At 67.7% G+C, this 15,715-nt stretch carries 15 protein-coding genes; 2 read left to right on the top strand and 13 right to left on the bottom strand.

Annotated features, from left to right (window positions below; genetic code table 11):
• Positions 1-37 precede the first annotated feature (37 nt).
• The gene (locus tag AABF56_RS33050; RefSeq protein ID WP_272808874.1) at positions 38-1,111 is read right to left on the bottom strand and encodes an ABC transporter ATP-binding protein; all 1,074 of its coding nucleotides are present in this window, start codon (positions 1,109-1,111) and stop codon (positions 38-40) included.
• 550 nt (positions 1,112-1,661) lie between these two features.
• Here AABF56_RS33050 and AABF56_RS33045 point away from each other — a divergent pair.
• A complete protein-coding gene (locus AABF56_RS33045) occupies positions 1,662-2,672 on the top strand; it encodes a GntR family transcriptional regulator (RefSeq protein WP_272808873.1) in 1,011 nt (336 codons plus the stop codon).
• Between the two features lie 252 nt (positions 2,673-2,924).
• Here AABF56_RS33045 and AABF56_RS33040 read toward each other — a convergent pair whose 3' ends face one another.
• Genes AABF56_RS33040 through AABF56_RS33020 form a run of 5 tightly spaced genes read right to left on the bottom strand, consistent with a single transcriptional unit; the run spans position 2,925 to position 7,185 of the window.
• Positions 2,925-3,896, bottom strand: coding sequence for a 5-oxoprolinase subunit C family protein (locus AABF56_RS33040; RefSeq protein WP_272808872.1), 972 nt, complete (start codon positions 3,894-3,896; stop codon positions 2,925-2,927).
• Positions 3,886-4,761, bottom strand: a complete 876-nt coding sequence (locus AABF56_RS33035) for a 5-oxoprolinase subunit B family protein (protein ID WP_272808871.1) — start codon at positions 4,759-4,761, stop codon at positions 3,886-3,888. The genes AABF56_RS33040 and AABF56_RS33035 overlap by 11 nt, the downstream gene beginning before the upstream one ends.
• A complete protein-coding gene (locus tag AABF56_RS33030; RefSeq protein WP_272808870.1) occupies positions 4,761-6,146 on the bottom strand; it encodes an acetyl-CoA carboxylase biotin carboxylase subunit in 1,386 nt (461 codons plus the stop codon). The genes AABF56_RS33035 and AABF56_RS33030 overlap by 1 nt, the downstream gene beginning before the upstream one ends.
• The gene (locus AABF56_RS33025; RefSeq protein ID WP_244769114.1) at positions 6,143-6,385 is read right to left on the bottom strand and encodes an acetyl-CoA carboxylase; all 243 of its coding nucleotides are present in this window, start codon (positions 6,383-6,385) and stop codon (positions 6,143-6,145) included. The genes AABF56_RS33030 and AABF56_RS33025 overlap by 4 nt, the downstream gene beginning before the upstream one ends.
• A 23-nt stretch (positions 6,386-6,408) precedes the next feature.
• Positions 6,409-7,185 carry a 5-oxoprolinase subunit PxpA gene (locus AABF56_RS33020; RefSeq protein ID WP_244769113.1) on the bottom strand — a complete coding sequence of 259 codons (777 nt, stop codon included), beginning with the start codon at positions 7,183-7,185 and terminating at the stop codon, positions 6,409-6,411.
• A 255-nt stretch (positions 7,186-7,440) separates the two neighbouring features.
• Here AABF56_RS33020 and AABF56_RS33015 point away from each other — a divergent pair, with 255 nt between their 5' ends.
• Complete coding sequence (locus tag AABF56_RS33015) at positions 7,441-8,343, top strand: LysR family transcriptional regulator (protein ID WP_064333776.1); 903 nt, start codon at positions 7,441-7,443, stop codon at positions 8,341-8,343.
• 39 nt (positions 8,344-8,382) lie between these two features.
• On the opposite strand, the gene AABF56_RS33010 is transcribed toward AABF56_RS33015, so the two are convergent.
• The 7 genes from AABF56_RS33010 to AABF56_RS32980 form a co-directional block, all read right to left on the bottom strand.
• Positions 8,383-9,435: a sulfate/molybdate ABC transporter ATP-binding protein gene (locus AABF56_RS33010; protein ID WP_272808869.1), complete on the bottom strand. Its 1,053-nt coding sequence runs from the start codon at positions 9,433-9,435 to the stop codon at positions 8,383-8,385.
• 18 nt (positions 9,436-9,453) lie between these two features.
• Positions 9,454-10,320, bottom strand: a complete 867-nt coding sequence (gene cysW / locus AABF56_RS33005) for a sulfate ABC transporter permease subunit CysW (RefSeq protein WP_272808868.1) — start codon at positions 10,318-10,320, stop codon at positions 9,454-9,456.
• Entirely contained in the window at positions 10,304-11,167 is an 864-nt protein-coding gene (cysT, locus tag AABF56_RS33000; protein ID WP_272808867.1) for a sulfate ABC transporter permease subunit CysT, read from the bottom strand. The genes cysW and cysT overlap by 17 nt, the downstream gene beginning before the upstream one ends.
• 5 nt (positions 11,168-11,172) lie before the next feature.
• Positions 11,173-12,198 (bottom strand): sulfate ABC transporter substrate-binding protein, encoded by a 1,026-nt coding sequence (locus AABF56_RS32995; protein WP_244769109.1) that lies wholly within the window; start codon positions 12,196-12,198, stop codon positions 11,173-11,175.
• Between the two features lie 243 nt (positions 12,199-12,441).
• Entirely contained in the window at positions 12,442-13,755 is a 1,314-nt protein-coding gene (locus AABF56_RS32990) for an FAD/NAD(P)-binding protein (protein WP_272808866.1), read from the bottom strand.
• Positions 13,756-13,824: 69 nt separating this feature from the next.
• The gene (locus AABF56_RS32985) at positions 13,825-14,289 is read right to left on the bottom strand and encodes an RrF2 family transcriptional regulator (RefSeq protein ID WP_272808865.1); all 465 of its coding nucleotides are present in this window, start codon (positions 14,287-14,289) and stop codon (positions 13,825-13,827) included.
• A gap of 66 nt (positions 14,290-14,355) precedes the next feature.
• Complete coding sequence (locus AABF56_RS32980) at positions 14,356-15,711, bottom strand: FAD/NAD(P)-binding protein (protein WP_272808864.1); 1,356 nt, start codon at positions 15,709-15,711, stop codon at positions 14,356-14,358.
• Between the last annotated feature and the right edge of the window lie 4 nt (positions 15,712-15,715).

The following is a 15,715-nucleotide window of genomic DNA, read 5'->3' as shown; positions in this document are numbered from 1 at the left end:
CTCCGGGTGGACAGGGGCGGGACCGGCGACGGGGTTCTCAAACGAAGACAAGGGCGTCCTCCCGTTTCCAGACGAGGGCGTAGCGGGCCTTCTCCTCGAAGGCCTCGGGCGCGGCATGGCTGAGATGCGTCTCCACCTCGAAGACGCGGCCGTCGTCGAGCGTGAAGAAGGAGTTGATCGCCGCGCCGGAATACTCGCTGGCGACGAAGCTCGCCTCGATGCGCACCTCGTCGCCAGCGGCCGCCGCATCCCTCGGGCGGATCGCAACACGGTCGTAGCGGATGGCGTAGGCCGGCCTGCCGGATGCCTGGCGCACCCCGCCGAGCGCCAGGCGGCCGACGGGGCTCTCGAAGACATCGCCCGAGACCGCGCCGGAAAAGATGTTGTAGCAATTGAGGAAACGCGCGACGTCGGCGGAGGCCGGGCGGCTGTAGAGCGTGCCGGCATCCGTCGCTTGCGCGATGCGGCCGTGATCGAGCACCAGCACGGTGTCGCCCATGGCGAGCGCCTCGCTCTCCGAGCCGGTGACGTGGAGGAAGGTGACGCCGCAGCGCTCGCGGATGGTGCGGAGCTCCCCGCGCATGCGCGTGCGCAGGTTGGCGTCGAGCGCGCCGAGCGGCTCGTCGAGCAGCACCATGCTCGGCTCCGTCACCAGCGTGCGGGCGAGCGCCACGCGCTGCTTCTGGCCGCCGGAGATCTGCGTGACCGCGCGGTCTTCGAGGCCCGTGAGCCCGACGAGGCCGATCATGTCGCGCACCCGGGCGGCGACGGCCTTCGTGTCCGTCACCGGGGCGACGGCGCGGTTCTCGAGGCCGAAGGCGATGTTCTGCGCGACGCTCAGATGCGGAAAGAGCGCGAAATTCTGGAAGACGAAGCCGATGCCGCGCTCATGCGGCGGCACGCCGTCGATGCGCCTGCCGGCAAAGAGGATCTCCCCGCCGTCCGGCTGCTCGAAGCCGGCGATGACGCGCAGCAGCGTCGTCTTGCCCGAGCCCGACGGCCCGAGCAGCGAGACATAGGAATTGTCCATGAGCGCCGCATCGACGCCCGCAAGCGCCGGCACGCCGGCAAAGGCCTTGTGCACATTCTTCAATTGGAGGACGGCTGACACCTCTGTTCCCACCAGTTCCGGCCAGGACCCTCGGCGCACGGGGCTCCGCATCCCCGGGCGCGAAGAGGCCTTCGGAGAGGGCAAGAGGCTCCCGTTCGCGCATCGGTCAGATGCGCGGCGCAGCGTCGATCCTGAGCATTTCGTTTTGTTCCACTGCCGACGCCTCTTCCGGGCGTCTTGTTGTCAAAACCATGGCATAAATGATTTTTGTATTCAATAGACTTTTTAGAAATTTCTATCGCGGGGCCGGCCCGGCCTTTTGCTCATGAATTTCCGGCCGCGGAGACGTCGTCTTCGCACCAGGACTTCCCACGTCTTCTGGCGAATTTCCGCGCATTATGCGCAAAATTCACCGCTTTCGCCAATAAATTCGGCGGCCGGACCGCCATGGCGGCGCGACCAGCGATAGCGCGCCTTCCTCTTTCACGCTCGAAGAATCGTCGAAGCTATCTTCAAATTTTGTATTCAATAATCATTTATGCTATCCTTTCCTTGCGGCGGAGAATGCGGCAGAGTGCTGCCCTCCACGAGGCCGACGGATCAGGGACCCATGAAGGACGAGCAGGCAGCCACCGGCACCCAGCGGCGCTACGCGATCGCCGAGGACGTGCTGCGCAGCAATATCGAGGCGGGCACGCTGCCGCCCGGCCTGGTGCTCCTGGAAGGCCCGATCGCCGACATCCTGCAGACCTCGCGCGCGCCGGTGCAAAGGGCGCTGCAGGCGCTGGAGGCGGAGGGGCTGGTGCACCGCTTTTCCGGTCGCGGCTTCTTGGTCGGCCCGCCGGGCGCCGGCATCGAGCCGAACCGCACGGACATCAAGGCGCTCGGGCTGATCGTGCCGCGCCATGCGGACGAGGCGCTGCAAAGCCGCTCCTCCTGGGAGCGCATCTACAACCAGGTCGAGGCGGACGTCGCCGGCTGCGTGGTGTTCGGCCGCTACCGCATCATCGAGATGGAGCTCGCCACCCATTTCAACGTCAGCCGCACCGTGGTGCGCGACGTGCTGACGCGCCTGCGCGAGCGGGGGCTCGTGCGCAAGAACCAGAGCTCGCACTGGATCGCCGGGCCGCTGACCGCCCAGACGGTGAAAGACCATTTCGTGCTGCGCACCATGCTGGAGCCGCCGGCGATCCGCCTTGGCGCGCGGGCCGTCAACCAGGCGCGGCTGGAGACGCTGCTGAAGCGCCTGCGCGCCGCCGAGGAGGCGAGCGCCGCCGGCTCCCTGCGCGAAAGCGAGGCGATCCAGACCGAATTCATCGAATGCTGCGTGCTCGCCGCGCCGAACGAGCGGCTGAAGGATCTCGTGCGCAACAACCTCCTGCCCGTCACGGCCACCGACCGGCTGCTGCGCCGCCTCGGCCTGCCGGGCGATCCCGCGATTATCACGGAGCTGCGGCTGGTCGGCGAGCTTCTGCTGCGCGGGGCGACGGAGGCGGCCGTCTCGATGATGGAGACCCATCTGGAGGCCTCGCTGAACCGCACCATCGCCCAGATGAAGATCGTCGCGATCATCCCCGGGCCGGGCGTCACGGCAGCGTATCTGACGCCCGTGCTGGATTGAGCGGGAAGAGTGCCGCGCATCGCCCGACTTCGGGCAGGCCGGGCCGTAGTGCATACCCCCCTCTGGCCTGCCGGCCATCTCCCCCACAAGGGGGGAGATCGGATGGAGCACCGTTTCGCCCATCTCCAACGTCGCCGATGGAGCAAGGGTCTTGCCCCTGGCCGATCTCCCTCCTTGTGGGGGAGATGGCCGGCAGGCCAGAGGGGGGTGCACCCAAAGCCGCCGTCGCTCCGCGGACAATGCCCCCTCCCCCTATGCCAGCGCTTCGCGCAGCTGCGCGAGGCTCGCCTGCCGGGCCTTCCGTGCCGCCAGCGCCTCCTCCATCGTCACCTTGACGAAACGGGTTGGCGTGTGGGGCTGGAGCTGGCCGATCAGGTCCATGTCGGCGGAGATGACCGTGCCGACCATGAAATAGCCGCCGCCGGAGACGGCGTCGCGGTGCAGGATGATCGGCTCCGTGCCGCCGGGCACCTGGATCGAGCCATAGGGATAGCAGCTGTCGACGATGTTCGACGGATCGGAACCCGCCCCGAAGGGCTGGTCGCGCGCGACGAAATCCAGCTTGCGCCCGCCCTTGAAGCGATAGCCCATGCGGTCGGCCTCGTTCGCCACCTTCCATTCGTCGGCGAAGAAGTTCTCCTGCGACGCCTCGGTCAGGCGATGCCAGTAGAGGCCCGGCACGACGCGCAGCGCCGCCGGCAGGCCCGGCGTGCGGCGCAGCGCCTCGGGCACCGTTCTTCCCTCGCTGGAAAGGCTTGCCTTCCCGACCGGCAATTCGTCGCCCGCGGCAAGCGGCCGGCCCTTGTAGCCGCCGAGCGCGCCGATCGGATAGGTCGAGCGGCTGCCGAGCGCTTCCGGCACATCGATGCCGCCGGAGACCGCGATCAAGATGCGCGCGCCGGACTTCAGGAAGTCGAAGGTCAGCGTCTGGCCCGCCTTCACCTTGAAGGCCGTCCAGCCGGGCTGGGCAACGCCGTCCACCTTGGCCGGCATGTCGGCACCGGTGACGGCGACCAGCGCATCCTCGGTGAATTCCAGCTTGGGGCCGATGAAGACGGCCTCGAGCCCCGCCGCGCCCTCGTCATTGCCGACCAGCAAATTCGCCGCGCGCATGGCGAAACGGTCCATCGCCCCGCCGACGGGGATGCCGAGGTGGAAATAGCCGGGCCGGCCGAGATCCTGGACGGTGGTCGCAAGACCGTGATGGAGAACCTTAATGGCCATGGAGCATGCCCTCCAGCTTGGCGTTGGTGCCGTCGATATCCTTCTGGAAGTCCCGGAGGTCGAAGCGCACCTCGCGGATGGGCGGGGCGAAACGGCCCCGGTCGACATCCTCCACCGCCTGGTCATAGGCGTCGCGATCGATCGGCTTGAACTTGACGATGTCGCCGGGGCGGAAGAAGACCATGAAATCGCGAAGATAACTGGTCGTCTGCGCCGGGTCGAAGATCGGCATGGGCGTGATGCCGAACATCTGGTAGCCGCCCGCCCCGCGCACCGAATAGATGCAGCCGAAGCAGCCGCCATGGCCGACCGTCAGCCTCGGCGTGTCCGTGCGCGGCCGCAGGTATTTCGGCACCTGGATCTGCCGCTTTCGCTCGACCATCTGGTACATGAACGGCAGGCCCGCGACGAAGCCGACCATGGAGACGAACCAGGGCGAGCCGGAATGCGCGGTGACGAAATCCTCGACCGAGCCGTAGCCGTTGATGCGCGCGGCATAGTCGAGGTCGGTGCCCGACGGGTCCTGGTGGCGCTCGCGAAAGCGCATCAGCGTCTCGTGCGTCCAGGGATCGTTGTAGAAGACGGGGATCTCGACGATGCGGGTCTTCAGCACGGGCTCGGCCTTTTCCGCCGCGCCCTCGATCGCCTTCACTTCCCGCAGGATGTCGTCGGGATGGATGAGGTCGGGATCGAACTTCACCTGAAAGGAGGCGTTGGCCGGGCAGATCTCCGTCACGCCCCTGATGCCGCTCTCGCGCACGCCCTTCGCCATGGAAAGGCTCTTGAAGAAGGCTTCGAGCGACATCTCCTCGCTGCATTCGACGAAGAGGTGCTCGTCGCCGCCAAATGTGTATCGGATGCTCATCAGGCAACCTCCGCAGTCGTGCCGGCCCTTGCGGCGAATTCGGTTTCAAGCCAGTGTTCGAGGAAGCGGGTGTCGAAGGCCCCGCGCCGGACGCTGTCGTCCGCGGTGAGCGCCAGATGCAGCGGGATCGTCGTCGGGATGCCCTCGATCGCCAGCCCCTCCAGCGCGCCCTTCAGCCGTGCGAGGCAAGCCTCGCGCGTCTCGGCCCAGACGACGAGCTTGCCGACGAGCGAATCGTAGAAGGGCGGGATCGTGTAGCCCTCGTAGAGCATCGTATCGAAGCGGATGCCCTCGCCCTCAGGCACGACGAGCCTCGTGATCGTTCCCGGCGCGGGCATGAACCCCCTGGCAGGGTCTTCCGCATTGATGCGGCATTCGATGGCGTGGCCCTCGGCCGCGACATCCGCCTGGCGGATCGACAGCGGCGCGCCGCCGGCGATGCGGATCATCTCCTCGACGAGGTCGATGCCCGTGATCATCTCCGTCACCGGATGTTCGACCTGGATGCGGGTGTTCACCTCGATGAAGTAGAATTCCCGCGTCGCCTCGTCATAGAGATATTCCACCGTGCCGGCGCCGCGATAGCCGACCGCACGGGCAAGCGCCACGGCACTCTCGCAAAGCCGCGCCCGCACATCCGCCGGCAGCAGGAAGGACGGCGCCTCCTCCCACACCTTCTGGCGGCGGCGCTGCAGCGAGCATTCCCGCTCGAAGCAATGGATGAAATCCTGCCCGTCGCCGAGGATCTGCACCTCGACATGGCGCGCCCGGGTGATGACCTTCTCCAGATAGAGGCCGCCATCGCCGAAGGCGGCGAGCGCCTCGGCGGAGGCCTGCGGGAAATGGCGCTCCAGGTCGGCACGGTCGGCGGCGATGCGGATGCCGCGGCCGCCGCCGCCTGCCGCCGCCTTGATCATGATCGGAAAGCCGGTTCTTTCCGCCACGGCCCGCGCTTCCTCGATCGTCGAGAGGCGCCCTGCGCTCCCCGGCACCGTCGTCACGCCGGCCTTCGCCGCGACTTCCCGCGCCGCGACCTTGTCACCGAGCAGGCGGATCGCGTCGCCCTTCGGGCCGATGAAGACCATGCCCGCCGCCTCGACGGCATCGGCGAAATCGGCATTTTCCGAGAGGAAGCCGTAGCCGGGATGCACCGCATCGACGCCGGCGGCCTTCGCCGCGTCCACCACCGCCGCTATGTTGAGATAGGACTTCTTCGGCGCCGGCGAGCCGATGTCGACGGCGGCGTCCGCGAGCTTGACCGCCAGCATGTCGGCATCCGCCGCGCTGTGAACCTGCACGGTGCGGATGCCGAGCGCCCTGGCCGCCCGGATGATGCGCACCGCGATCTCGCCGCGGTTGGCGACGAGGATGGAGCGGATGGTCATGCCTCCACCTCGGCGATGACCTGGCCTGCCATGACGGGCTCCTCGTTGTCGACGAGGAAGGTGATGTTCCTGCCCTCGACGCCGGCCGGCACTTCCTGGAAGGTCTTCATCACCTCGATGAGCCCGATCGCATCGCCGCTCGCCACGGCGTCGCCATCCGCCTTGAACGGCGGGACGTCCGGCGAGGATGCCCGGTAGAAGGTGCCCGGCAGGGGCGATCTGATCTCGATCTTGCTCATGGTTCTCTCTCCACTTTATGACGTCAGCGCCCGGCCACGTCCGAGACCGGCGCAATGCGAATGCCCGCCCCCACCAGCGCCTCGCGCATCTGGCGCACGATGTCGAAGGCGCCGAGCGTGTCGGAATGGAAGCAGATGGACTCGAAGTCGATGGCGATGTCGTTTCCCGTCACCGTCCTGACCTTGCCCTCCTTGCAGGCGCGCAGGACCTTGCGGGCGATCGCCGCCGGATCGGGCCGGCCGGCATCGCGGGTAAAGACGATGGAGCCGCTGTCGTCATAGTCCCGGTCGGCATAGAATTCGCGCACGACCGGCTGGCCGGCCTCCCCGGCCGCGCGCCAGGTGGCCGAGCCGCCCATGCAGAAGATGTAGGCATTCGGCTCGACGGTGCGCATGTACTGCACGAAGATCCGCGACAGTTCCGGATTGGCGGCCATCTCCATGTAGAGCGCGCCATGCGGCTTGACGTGCTGCAGGCGCACGCCGTGGCGATGGGCGAATTCCCGGATGGCGCCGACCTGGTAGATGATGTCGTTGACGAGTTCCCGGGCGGTGCCGGCGATCTTGCGGCGGCCAAAACCCTGCAGGTCGTTGTAGCCCGGATGGGCACCGATGCCGACGCCGTGTTCGGCGGCAAGCCGCACGGTCTGGTCCATCAGGTTCGGGTCGCCGGCGTGGAAACCGGCCGCGATATTGGCCGAGCTGATCAGCGGCATCAGGGAGGCATCGTCGGTGTCGCCGACGCGCCAGCGGCCGAAGGCCTCGCCCATGTCGCAATTGATGTCGACGACCTCGCGCACTGTCTCTTCCCTCGCCTGCTTTTCCCGACGGGGAAACGCTAGGTCGTTTTCCGCCTTTTGAAAAATTCTATTTTTCCATATATAAATTCTGAAAATCAGAACCCGTTGCCTCTTTTTGTTGCGGCGCAAAAATATGGGAAATCAAATGGATATGCGCGGAATGCCCGCAATGGCGCGACGCCATGCCCATTTCGATATCGCTCCTTCTGATTTTCCGATACCTTGCCGCAATAAATCAGAAGGGATGGCACAGCCTTGACGATCAGCCTCAGACAGATCCGCTACTTTGTCGCGACGGCCGAGCTCGGGCAGATCTCGCAGGCCGCCGTCGACCTGTCGATCTCGCAGTCCGCGGTGACGACGGCGATCAAGGAGCTGGAGCGCACGGTGGGCGTCGGCCTGTTCCTGCGCACGCCGCACGGCATGGACCTGACGCCGGCCGGCCGGCAGTTCCTGTCGCATGCCTACGAGATCCTGAAGAAGGTCGACGAGGCGGTGCACCTCAATGCCGTCAGCAGCGAGATCGAGGGCACGCTGACGGTCGCGGCGACCTATACGGTCATCGGCTATTTCCTGCCGCTGCATATCGAGCGGCTGCGGCGCCTCTTCCCGAAGCTCGACATCCAGCTCTTCGAGCTCAATCGCGAGTCGATCGAGGAGGGGCTTTTGAGCAACCGCTACGACATGTCGGTGCTGCTCACCTCCAACATCCTCAATCCCGCGCTGGTGACGGAGAAGGTGCTGAGCTCGACGCGCCGCCTCTGGCTGCCGGCGCAGCATCCGCTGCTGCAGGCCGAGACGGTGGGGCTGAAGGAGATCGCGGAGGAACCCTACATCATGCTGACGGTGGACGAGGCGGCGCATTCCGCCCTCAAATACTGGAGCACGACGCCTTACCAGCCCCGCGTCATCCTGCGCACCTCCTCGGTGGAGGCGGTGCGCTCGCTCGTCGCCAACGGCCAGGGCGTGGCGATCCTCTCCGACATGGTGCACCGGCCCTGGTCGCTGGAGGGCCGGCGCATCGAGACGGTCAATATCAGCGATGCCGTACCCGCCATGGATGTCGGCCTCGCCTGGCGGCGCAACATGGAGCTTTCCCCGCCCATGCTCGCCTTCCGCTCCTATTTCCAGCAGGCCTTCCACCTGCCGGAACGGTGAGCGGCCCTTACGGGCATCGCCATGGCCGCCGAGCGGCCTCTATTCCGCGAAGGTCTTCCAGCGCGTCGGGCGGAAGCGGATCGCCGTGCCGGTCGCGGCGGTCGCCTCCAGCGGCACCTCGATCTCGACATGGTGCGGCGCGCCGGGCCTGCCGATGTCGAGGTCGGCGATGCGGGTGCCGGCGAGGCGGCGCGAGGTGGCGACGCGGCCTTCGAGCGCCGGCGCGGCGGGATCCTCGATGAGGACCACATCCTGCGGGCGGAAGAACAGCGTGCCGGCACCGGACGCGATGTCGCTGGCGCGCGGGGTGATGCCGACCGGCGTATCCTGGAAGTGGACCGCGCCATCGGCCACGCGGATCGGCAGGCTGGCGCTGTCGCCGATGAAGGAGAAGACGAAGGGCGAGTTCGGGCGGTCGTAGACATCGTCCGAGGAGCCGACCTGCTCGATCGCGCCCTGGCTCATCACCACCACGCGGTCGGCAAGTTCCAGCGCCTCCTCCTGGTCATGCGTGACGAAGACGGTGGTGTGGCCCGTGCGGTCATGGAACTCGCGCAGCCAGCGGCGCAGCTCCTTGCGCACCTTGGCATCGAGCGCGCCGAAGGGCTCGTCGAGCAGCAGCACCTTCGGCTCGATCGCCATGGCGCGGGCGAGCGCGACGCGCTGGCGCTGGCCGCCGGAGAGCTGGTTCGGATAGCGCTTCTCGAGGCCGGAGAGCTGCACCATCTCCAGGAGCTCGCCGACGCGGCGGCGGATCTCCGCCTTGTCCGGCCGCTCGCCGCGCGGGCGCACCGTGAGGCCGAAGGCGATGTTGTCGGCGACGGTCATGTGGCGGAAGAGCGCGTAGTGCTGGAAGACGAAGCCGACATGGCGTTCCTGCACCGTCCGGTGCGAGGCGTCTTCGGCGCCGAAATAGATCTTCCCGAGGGTCGGCTGCTCCAGGCCGGCGATGAGGCGCAGGAGCGTCGTCTTGCCGGAGCCGGAGGGGCCGAGAAGCGCGATCAGCTCGCCGGAGCGGATGTCGAGCGAGACATCGTTGAGCGCCGGGTATCGGTCGAATTCCTTGCGGATGTTTTTTACACTGACGTCCATACGGGCGTGCCTTTCAGGTCAATGCTTGCGGCCGGCGGCGATTTCCGCGCCGTAGTGAAGTTCGAGCACCGTCTTGACGACGAGCGTGACGAGGGCGAGCGCGGCGAGAAGCGAGGCCACCGCGAAGGCGGCGACGAAGTTGTACTCGTTGTAGAGGATCTCCACATGCAGCGGCATCGTGTTGGTGAGGCCGCGGATATGGCCCGAGACCACCGAGACCGCGCCGAACTCGCCCATGGCGCGCGCGTTGCAGAGCAGCACGCCGTAGAGCAGGCCCCACTTGATGTTGGGCAGCGTCACGTACCAGAAGGTCTGCCAGCCGGAGGCGCCGAGCGACAGGGCCGCCTCCTCGTCGCCCGTGCCCTGCTCCTGCATCAGCGGGATCAGCTCGCGCGCGACGAAGGGAAAGGTGACGAAGACGGTGGCGAGCACGATGCCCGGCACGGCGAACAGGATCTCGATGCCGTGGCTCTTGAGCCAGGGCCCGAGCGCGCTGCCGGCGCCGAAGAGCAGCACGTAGACGAGGCCGGAAATCACCGGCGAGACGGAGAACGGCAGGTCGATCAGCGTCGTCAGGAACGCCTTGCCCTTGAACTCGAACTTGGCGATGGCCCAGGCCGCCGCCACGCCGAAGACGAGGTTGAGCGGCACGGCGATGCCGGCGACCGTGAGCGTCAGGCGGATCGCGGCCAGCGTATCGGGATCGTCGAGCGAGGCGAAGAACTCGCCCGCGCCCCTGCGGAAGGCCTCGATGAAGACGGCGACGAGCGGCAGGATGAGGAAGAGCGCCAGGAAGAGGAAGGCGACCGCCATCAGCATATAGCGTGCGAGCGGCGCCTCCGTCGTCGGGGAGCGCAGGCGAAAGGACTTATGCGCCATGGCCATACCTCCGGCGGTTCCAGGCTTGGACGAGGTTGATGAACAGCAGCATGGCGAAGGACAGCCCCAGCATGATGGTGGCGATCGCCGCCGCCGCGCCGTAGTTGAACTCTTCCAGGCGGATGACGATGAGCAGCGGCGCGATTTCCGAGACGTAGGGAATGTTGCCCGCGATGAAGATGACCGAGCCGTATTCGCCGACGCCGCGGGCGAAGGCAAGCGCGAATCCCGTCAGGATCGCCGGGGAGAGGCCCGGCAGCAGAATCCGGGAAATGGTCTGGAAGCGGCCTGCGCCGAGCGTCGCGGCCGCCTCCTCCACCTCGCGGTCGATCTCCTCCATGATCGGCTGCACCGTGCGCACCACGAAGGGCAGGCCGATGAAGACGAGCGCGATGACGATGCCGGTCGGGTTGAAGGCCGCCTTGATGCCGAAGAGGTTGAGGATCTGGCCGATCCAGCCGTTCGGCGCATAGAGCGCGGCGAGCGAGATGCCCGCGACGGCCGTCGGCAGCGCGAAGGGCAGGTCGACGATGGCGTCGATGATGCGCCGGCCGGGGAACTCGTAGCGCACGATGACCCAGGCGACGATGACGCCGAACACGACATTGACGAGCGCGGCGATGAAGGCCGTGCCGAAGGAGACCTTCAGCGCATTGAGGGTGCGCTGGTCCGAGAGGATGGCGAGGAATTCCGCGCCCGATAGCCCGGCCGAGCGCCAGACGAGGCCGGCGAGCGGGATGAGGATGATGAGGGTCAGATAGGCGAGCGAAAAACCGAGCGTCAGTCCGAATCCTGGAATGACGCTCGGTTGTCTCAGTCGCCACCGCCCGGAAGCAGCAGCAGAAGTCGTCAAAACTGTTAGTTCCCCGGCTTGTAGATCTGGTCGAAGACGCCGCCGTCACCGAAATGCTCGGGCTGTGCCTTCACCCAGCCGCCGAAGATCGGGTCGTCGATGGTGACCAGCTTAATGTCGGGAAGCTGCTTGAGCAACTCGGGTGCCACCACATCGCGCTTGGACGGGCGATAGTAGTGCTTGGCCGCGATGTTCTGGCCCTCGTCCGAATAGAGGTATTCCAGATAGGCTTCCGCCTGCTTGCGGGTGCCCTTGGCGTCGACATTGCCGTCGACGACGGTGACCGGCGGCTCGGCGAGGATCGAGATCGGCGGCCAGACGATGTCGAAGGAATCCGCGCCGAACTCGGCGCCCGCGAGATAGGCCTCGTTCTCCCAGGCAAGCAGCACGTCGCCGATCTGGCGCTGCGCGAAGGTGGTGAGCGAGCCGCGTGCACCCGTGTCGAGCACCGGCGCGCGCTTGAAGAGCTCGGCGATATACGCCTTGATCTTGTCCTGGTCGCCGGCAAATTCCTCGTTCGCCCAGGCCCAGGCCGCAAGGTAGTTCCAGCGGGCGCCGCCCGAGGTCTTCGGGTTCGGGGTGACGATCTGCACGTCGTCCTTCACCAGGTCGCCCCAGTTCTGGATGCCCTTGGGGTTGCCCTTGCGCACCAGGAAGACGATGGTCGAGGTGTAGGGCGAGGAATTGTTCGGCAGGCGGGTGCGCCAGTCCTTGGGAATCTTGTCGGTGTTCTCGGCGATCGCGTTGATGTCGCTTTCGAGCGCCAGCGTCACCACGTCGGCTTCCAGGCCGTCGATCACGCCGCGGGCCTGCTTGCCCGAACCGCCATGCGACTGCTGGATCGTGACGTCCTCGCCGGTCTGCGCCTTCCAGTGCTTGGCGAAGGCCGCGTTGTAATCCTTGTAGAGCTCGCGCGTCGGGTCATAGGAGACGTTGAGCAGCGTCGTTTGTGCGAACGCCCCCGTCACCCCGCCGAGCGCAAGCCCGACACCCACGATCAAAGCCCCGAACCGTTTGGCCAATATCGACATCTCCAACCTCCTTGGATTTCTATCCCACACAAACCCTAGTGAATTAGTAGAGTTAGTCAACAATGCCTCTGCAACTCGCAAAACGGGTTTCAAACAGGCCGGAAGCGCGCAACGGACAACCTGTGGATACCCGCAAGAGCCGAACATTTCATTCCGCTAATCCAACTTCGCACGCAAAATGCATCCACAAAAAACCGCCGTTTCCGCCGCTGCGCCCGACCTTTTTTCGCGGCAGATACGTCTTCAGCGCTGCGAGACGCGGGCAAGGCCCTGCGTCTGGATATCGAGCACGGCCCTGTAGGCCTGCCGCACCGTTTCGGCAAAGGTGAACGGGCCGGGCCGCAGGCTGGAGGCGACGGCGCCCACCACGGACAGGCCGCCCAATACCGCCTCGTGGCTGGCGAGACGGCCGCACTCGTCGACGGTGAGCGGGGCGGCGTCACGGCCGAGCAGGCCGGCCAGCGCGCGGGCAGACGGCGTCTCGCGGCAATCGATGGTGTTTTCGCCGGAGGACTTCGGATCGCAGGGCGGCACGAAGCGGGTGCGGCCGGTCTCGAACTCGCCGGCGAGGCGGCGGTGGATGTCGCGCGCGATGCGGATGGAGAAGTGCCGGTGCAGGCCGAGGAGATGCCGCCGGTAGTGGTTGCGCTCGGCCTGGGGCAGATGGCGCCAGACGACGGAAAGGCGGGCGGAGGCGGCATCGACGACGGACTGCCATCCGCCGCCCTGGGCCTCCGCGGCCCTACACTCCCTGCGGATATAGCGGAAGGCGTCCTTCAGGGACCGGGTGGCGGGCGGCACGCCGAGCGTCATGCCGCCCTCGCCGCGGCCATGCGGCTGCGGCAGGCGGCCTGCCGCCGCGGCGACACGGATCTCCCCGGCATAACCGCCCGCCCGAAGGTCGAGCAGGATGGCGGCAAGGCGAGGCCCGTTGCCGACCAGCGTCAGCGGCGGCGGCGCTTCCGCCTGCGACAAGCGCTCGGCGGCGGCCCGCGCGGCGCGCCAGGAGGCGGCCTCGCGCTGGGCGATGCCGAATCCGGTGGCGACGACGACATGGTCGAAGTCGGCATATTCCCCGTCGCGAAAGCCGATGCGCAGGCCCTCCGCGCGCAGGCCGATATGGCGCACGGCGCCGCGGAAGGTGCGGATGCGCACGTCCCGGCGGAGGGCCAGCGCCTCGGCGAAGCGGGCCATGACATAATCGCGGAACAGGCTGCGCGGCACGTGCAGGTCCTGCGCCCCGCGCAACGCCGCGACGGCACCGCCCGAGAACAGGCCCGTTTTCAGCCAGTCGCAGAAATCCTCCGGGCGATCCGGCACGACGGAGAGGTCGCGCGCCGGCTCCGTCGTCAGCGCCCGGCCGGCCGCGCCGTCGGCGAAGGCGCCCGGCGCATCCTCGGCATCGATCAGCCAGGCCTCGAAGGGGCGATGGAGCCGCCGCATCAGCGCGATGGCCGTGGCAAGCCCCGACGGTCCGGCGCCGATCACCGCGATGCGCATCACCGGCTGCCCTGCCGGCCGCGCGCCCTCTTTCCCGACGGCCCTTTCGAAGAACATGCGCTGTCCCTTCCCTCTCGATGAACCGAGACGCCTGATCGCCATGATAGCGCAGCGCGCGATAATTTTCTACCTTTTTACTAGAATAATTGGCGGCCGCTCGCCGTCCAGCCTGTCGGCGGGGTCGGACAGCACGTCCGCCAGCGTCGTGCCGTCGAGGATTTCGCCGGACGCGACGGCCACTTTCGCAAAGACGCGGCGCACGGCGCAAAGCCGCTCGTCGCGGCAATCGGCGCAGCGCCGGTGCCCGCCATCGGCAAGGCAGGCAAGCGGCACGAAGGGGCCTTCCAGGATGCGCAGCACCTCGCCGACGGCGATCTCCTCCGGCGCGCGCAGCAGGTGATAGCCGCCGTGCTGGCCCCGCCGGCTGGCCACGAGGCCGGCATGCTTGAGGTCGAGCAGGATCTGTTCGAGGAACTTCTTCGGGATCGCCTCGCGGGCGGCGATGGTGCCGATCTGCAGGGTCTCGCCCGGGCCGGCGCGCGCCAGCGCGATGAGGGCACGCAGGGCATATTTGGATTTCAGCGCGACCATGGCGTCAGCGGGCCACGCGGTGCGGGCGCGGAACCGGCACGCCGCTCGGGGCGCCGGAGGGCCTCCTCATCCGGCGGCGACCTCGGCATTGATGCGCGCCGCGACCGCGCGCGCCTGGACACGGATATCGGGAACGGCGGTGATCTCCCAGCTATGGCCGGCGGTGAGCGGGCCGAGGGCGTAGAGGCCCGCCGTGCGGGCGCCGTCGCCGGCAAGCACCGCCGCCGCGTCGTCGACGAGGATGCCGAGGCCGTGCGGATCGGGCCGGACGAGGTCACGCTCGGCAAGGCTCGTCAAAAGCGGCGAGGCGGCGACCGTACATCGGTCGAGGCCGGTGCAGTTGACGACCAGATGGGCCGCCAGCGGCGTACCGTCCTTGAGAACGGCGGCAAGCCGGCCGTCCCTGAGACACAGCGCCTCCAGCCGGCCGCGGTGGATGACGAGCTGGCCGGACCTGCGCAGCGCCTCGATCTCCTCGGCGACGGCCGGCGCCATGCGGTGGCGGTGGACATTCCAGAAGGAGGCGGCGTGGCGCAGGAAACGGCGGCGCTGGACCGCGCTCCAGCCCTGCCAGAGGGCCTGCGTGACCGGCCTCAGGCCGTCCATGACGGCGCGCCAGTCCGGCGCGGCCGCGGCCTGCCGGCGCAATGAGACCAGCATGGCGCTGATCTCGCCCCCGCCCGGAACGAGCGCCGTCTCCACCGGATCGGCCCGGCGGGCGAGATGCGGCTGCGGCAGCAGGCCGTGCCGCGACAGGGCATGCATGGTGCCGCGGAAGCCGCGGCGCTTCAGCAGCAGCAGCTGGTCGACGGTGGTGAGGCCCGTGCCGACGAAGAGCACGTCCGCATCCGCCGGCAGGCGCTCCCACCAGGCGTCGGCCCAGGGATCCTCCACGACGAAGGGGCGCGCCGCGGCCGGGATCGCCGCCTCCGGCAGCGGCAGGCGGCGCGTGCCGGCACCGGTGCAGAGCGCCGAGACACGGGCGGAAAGCCGCCCGCCGTCGGAAAGCGCGAAGACCAGCCCGCCATCCTGCCCGGCCGCGGCGCCCAGCGCCTCGGCGTCGACGAGGGTGAGCGCGGCGCGGTTGCCGGTGCGCTTCATCGCCTCGTCGAGGCTGTCGCGCACATAGGCGCCGTAGATGCGGCGCGGCACGAAATCCTCGGCCGACCAAGGATAGCCCTGCGCGGCAAGCCAGGCGAGGAAATGATTCGGCCGGTCGGCGAAAAGGCTCATGCGCCCGGCCGGCACGTTGAGGAGATGGCACTCCGCCTTGGTGGCATAGGCGATGCCCCGCCCCTGCGCGGCCGCCTTGCCGACGAGGCTGATCTTCACTGCGGGGGGCAGCAGGTCGACGAGGTTCAGCGCGAGCGCGACGGCCGAATAGCCCGAACCGATGATGGCCACATCCGTTTCCAGCGTCATGCAC

The sequence above is a fragment of the Shinella sp. WSC3-e genome, from assembly GCF_945994535.1.
Lineage (GTDB): Bacteria > Pseudomonadota > Alphaproteobacteria > Rhizobiales > Rhizobiaceae > Shinella > Shinella yambaruensis.
The sequence above is the reverse complement of the archived record's forward strand: the minus strand, read 5'-3'. Positions and strand labels throughout refer to the sequence as shown.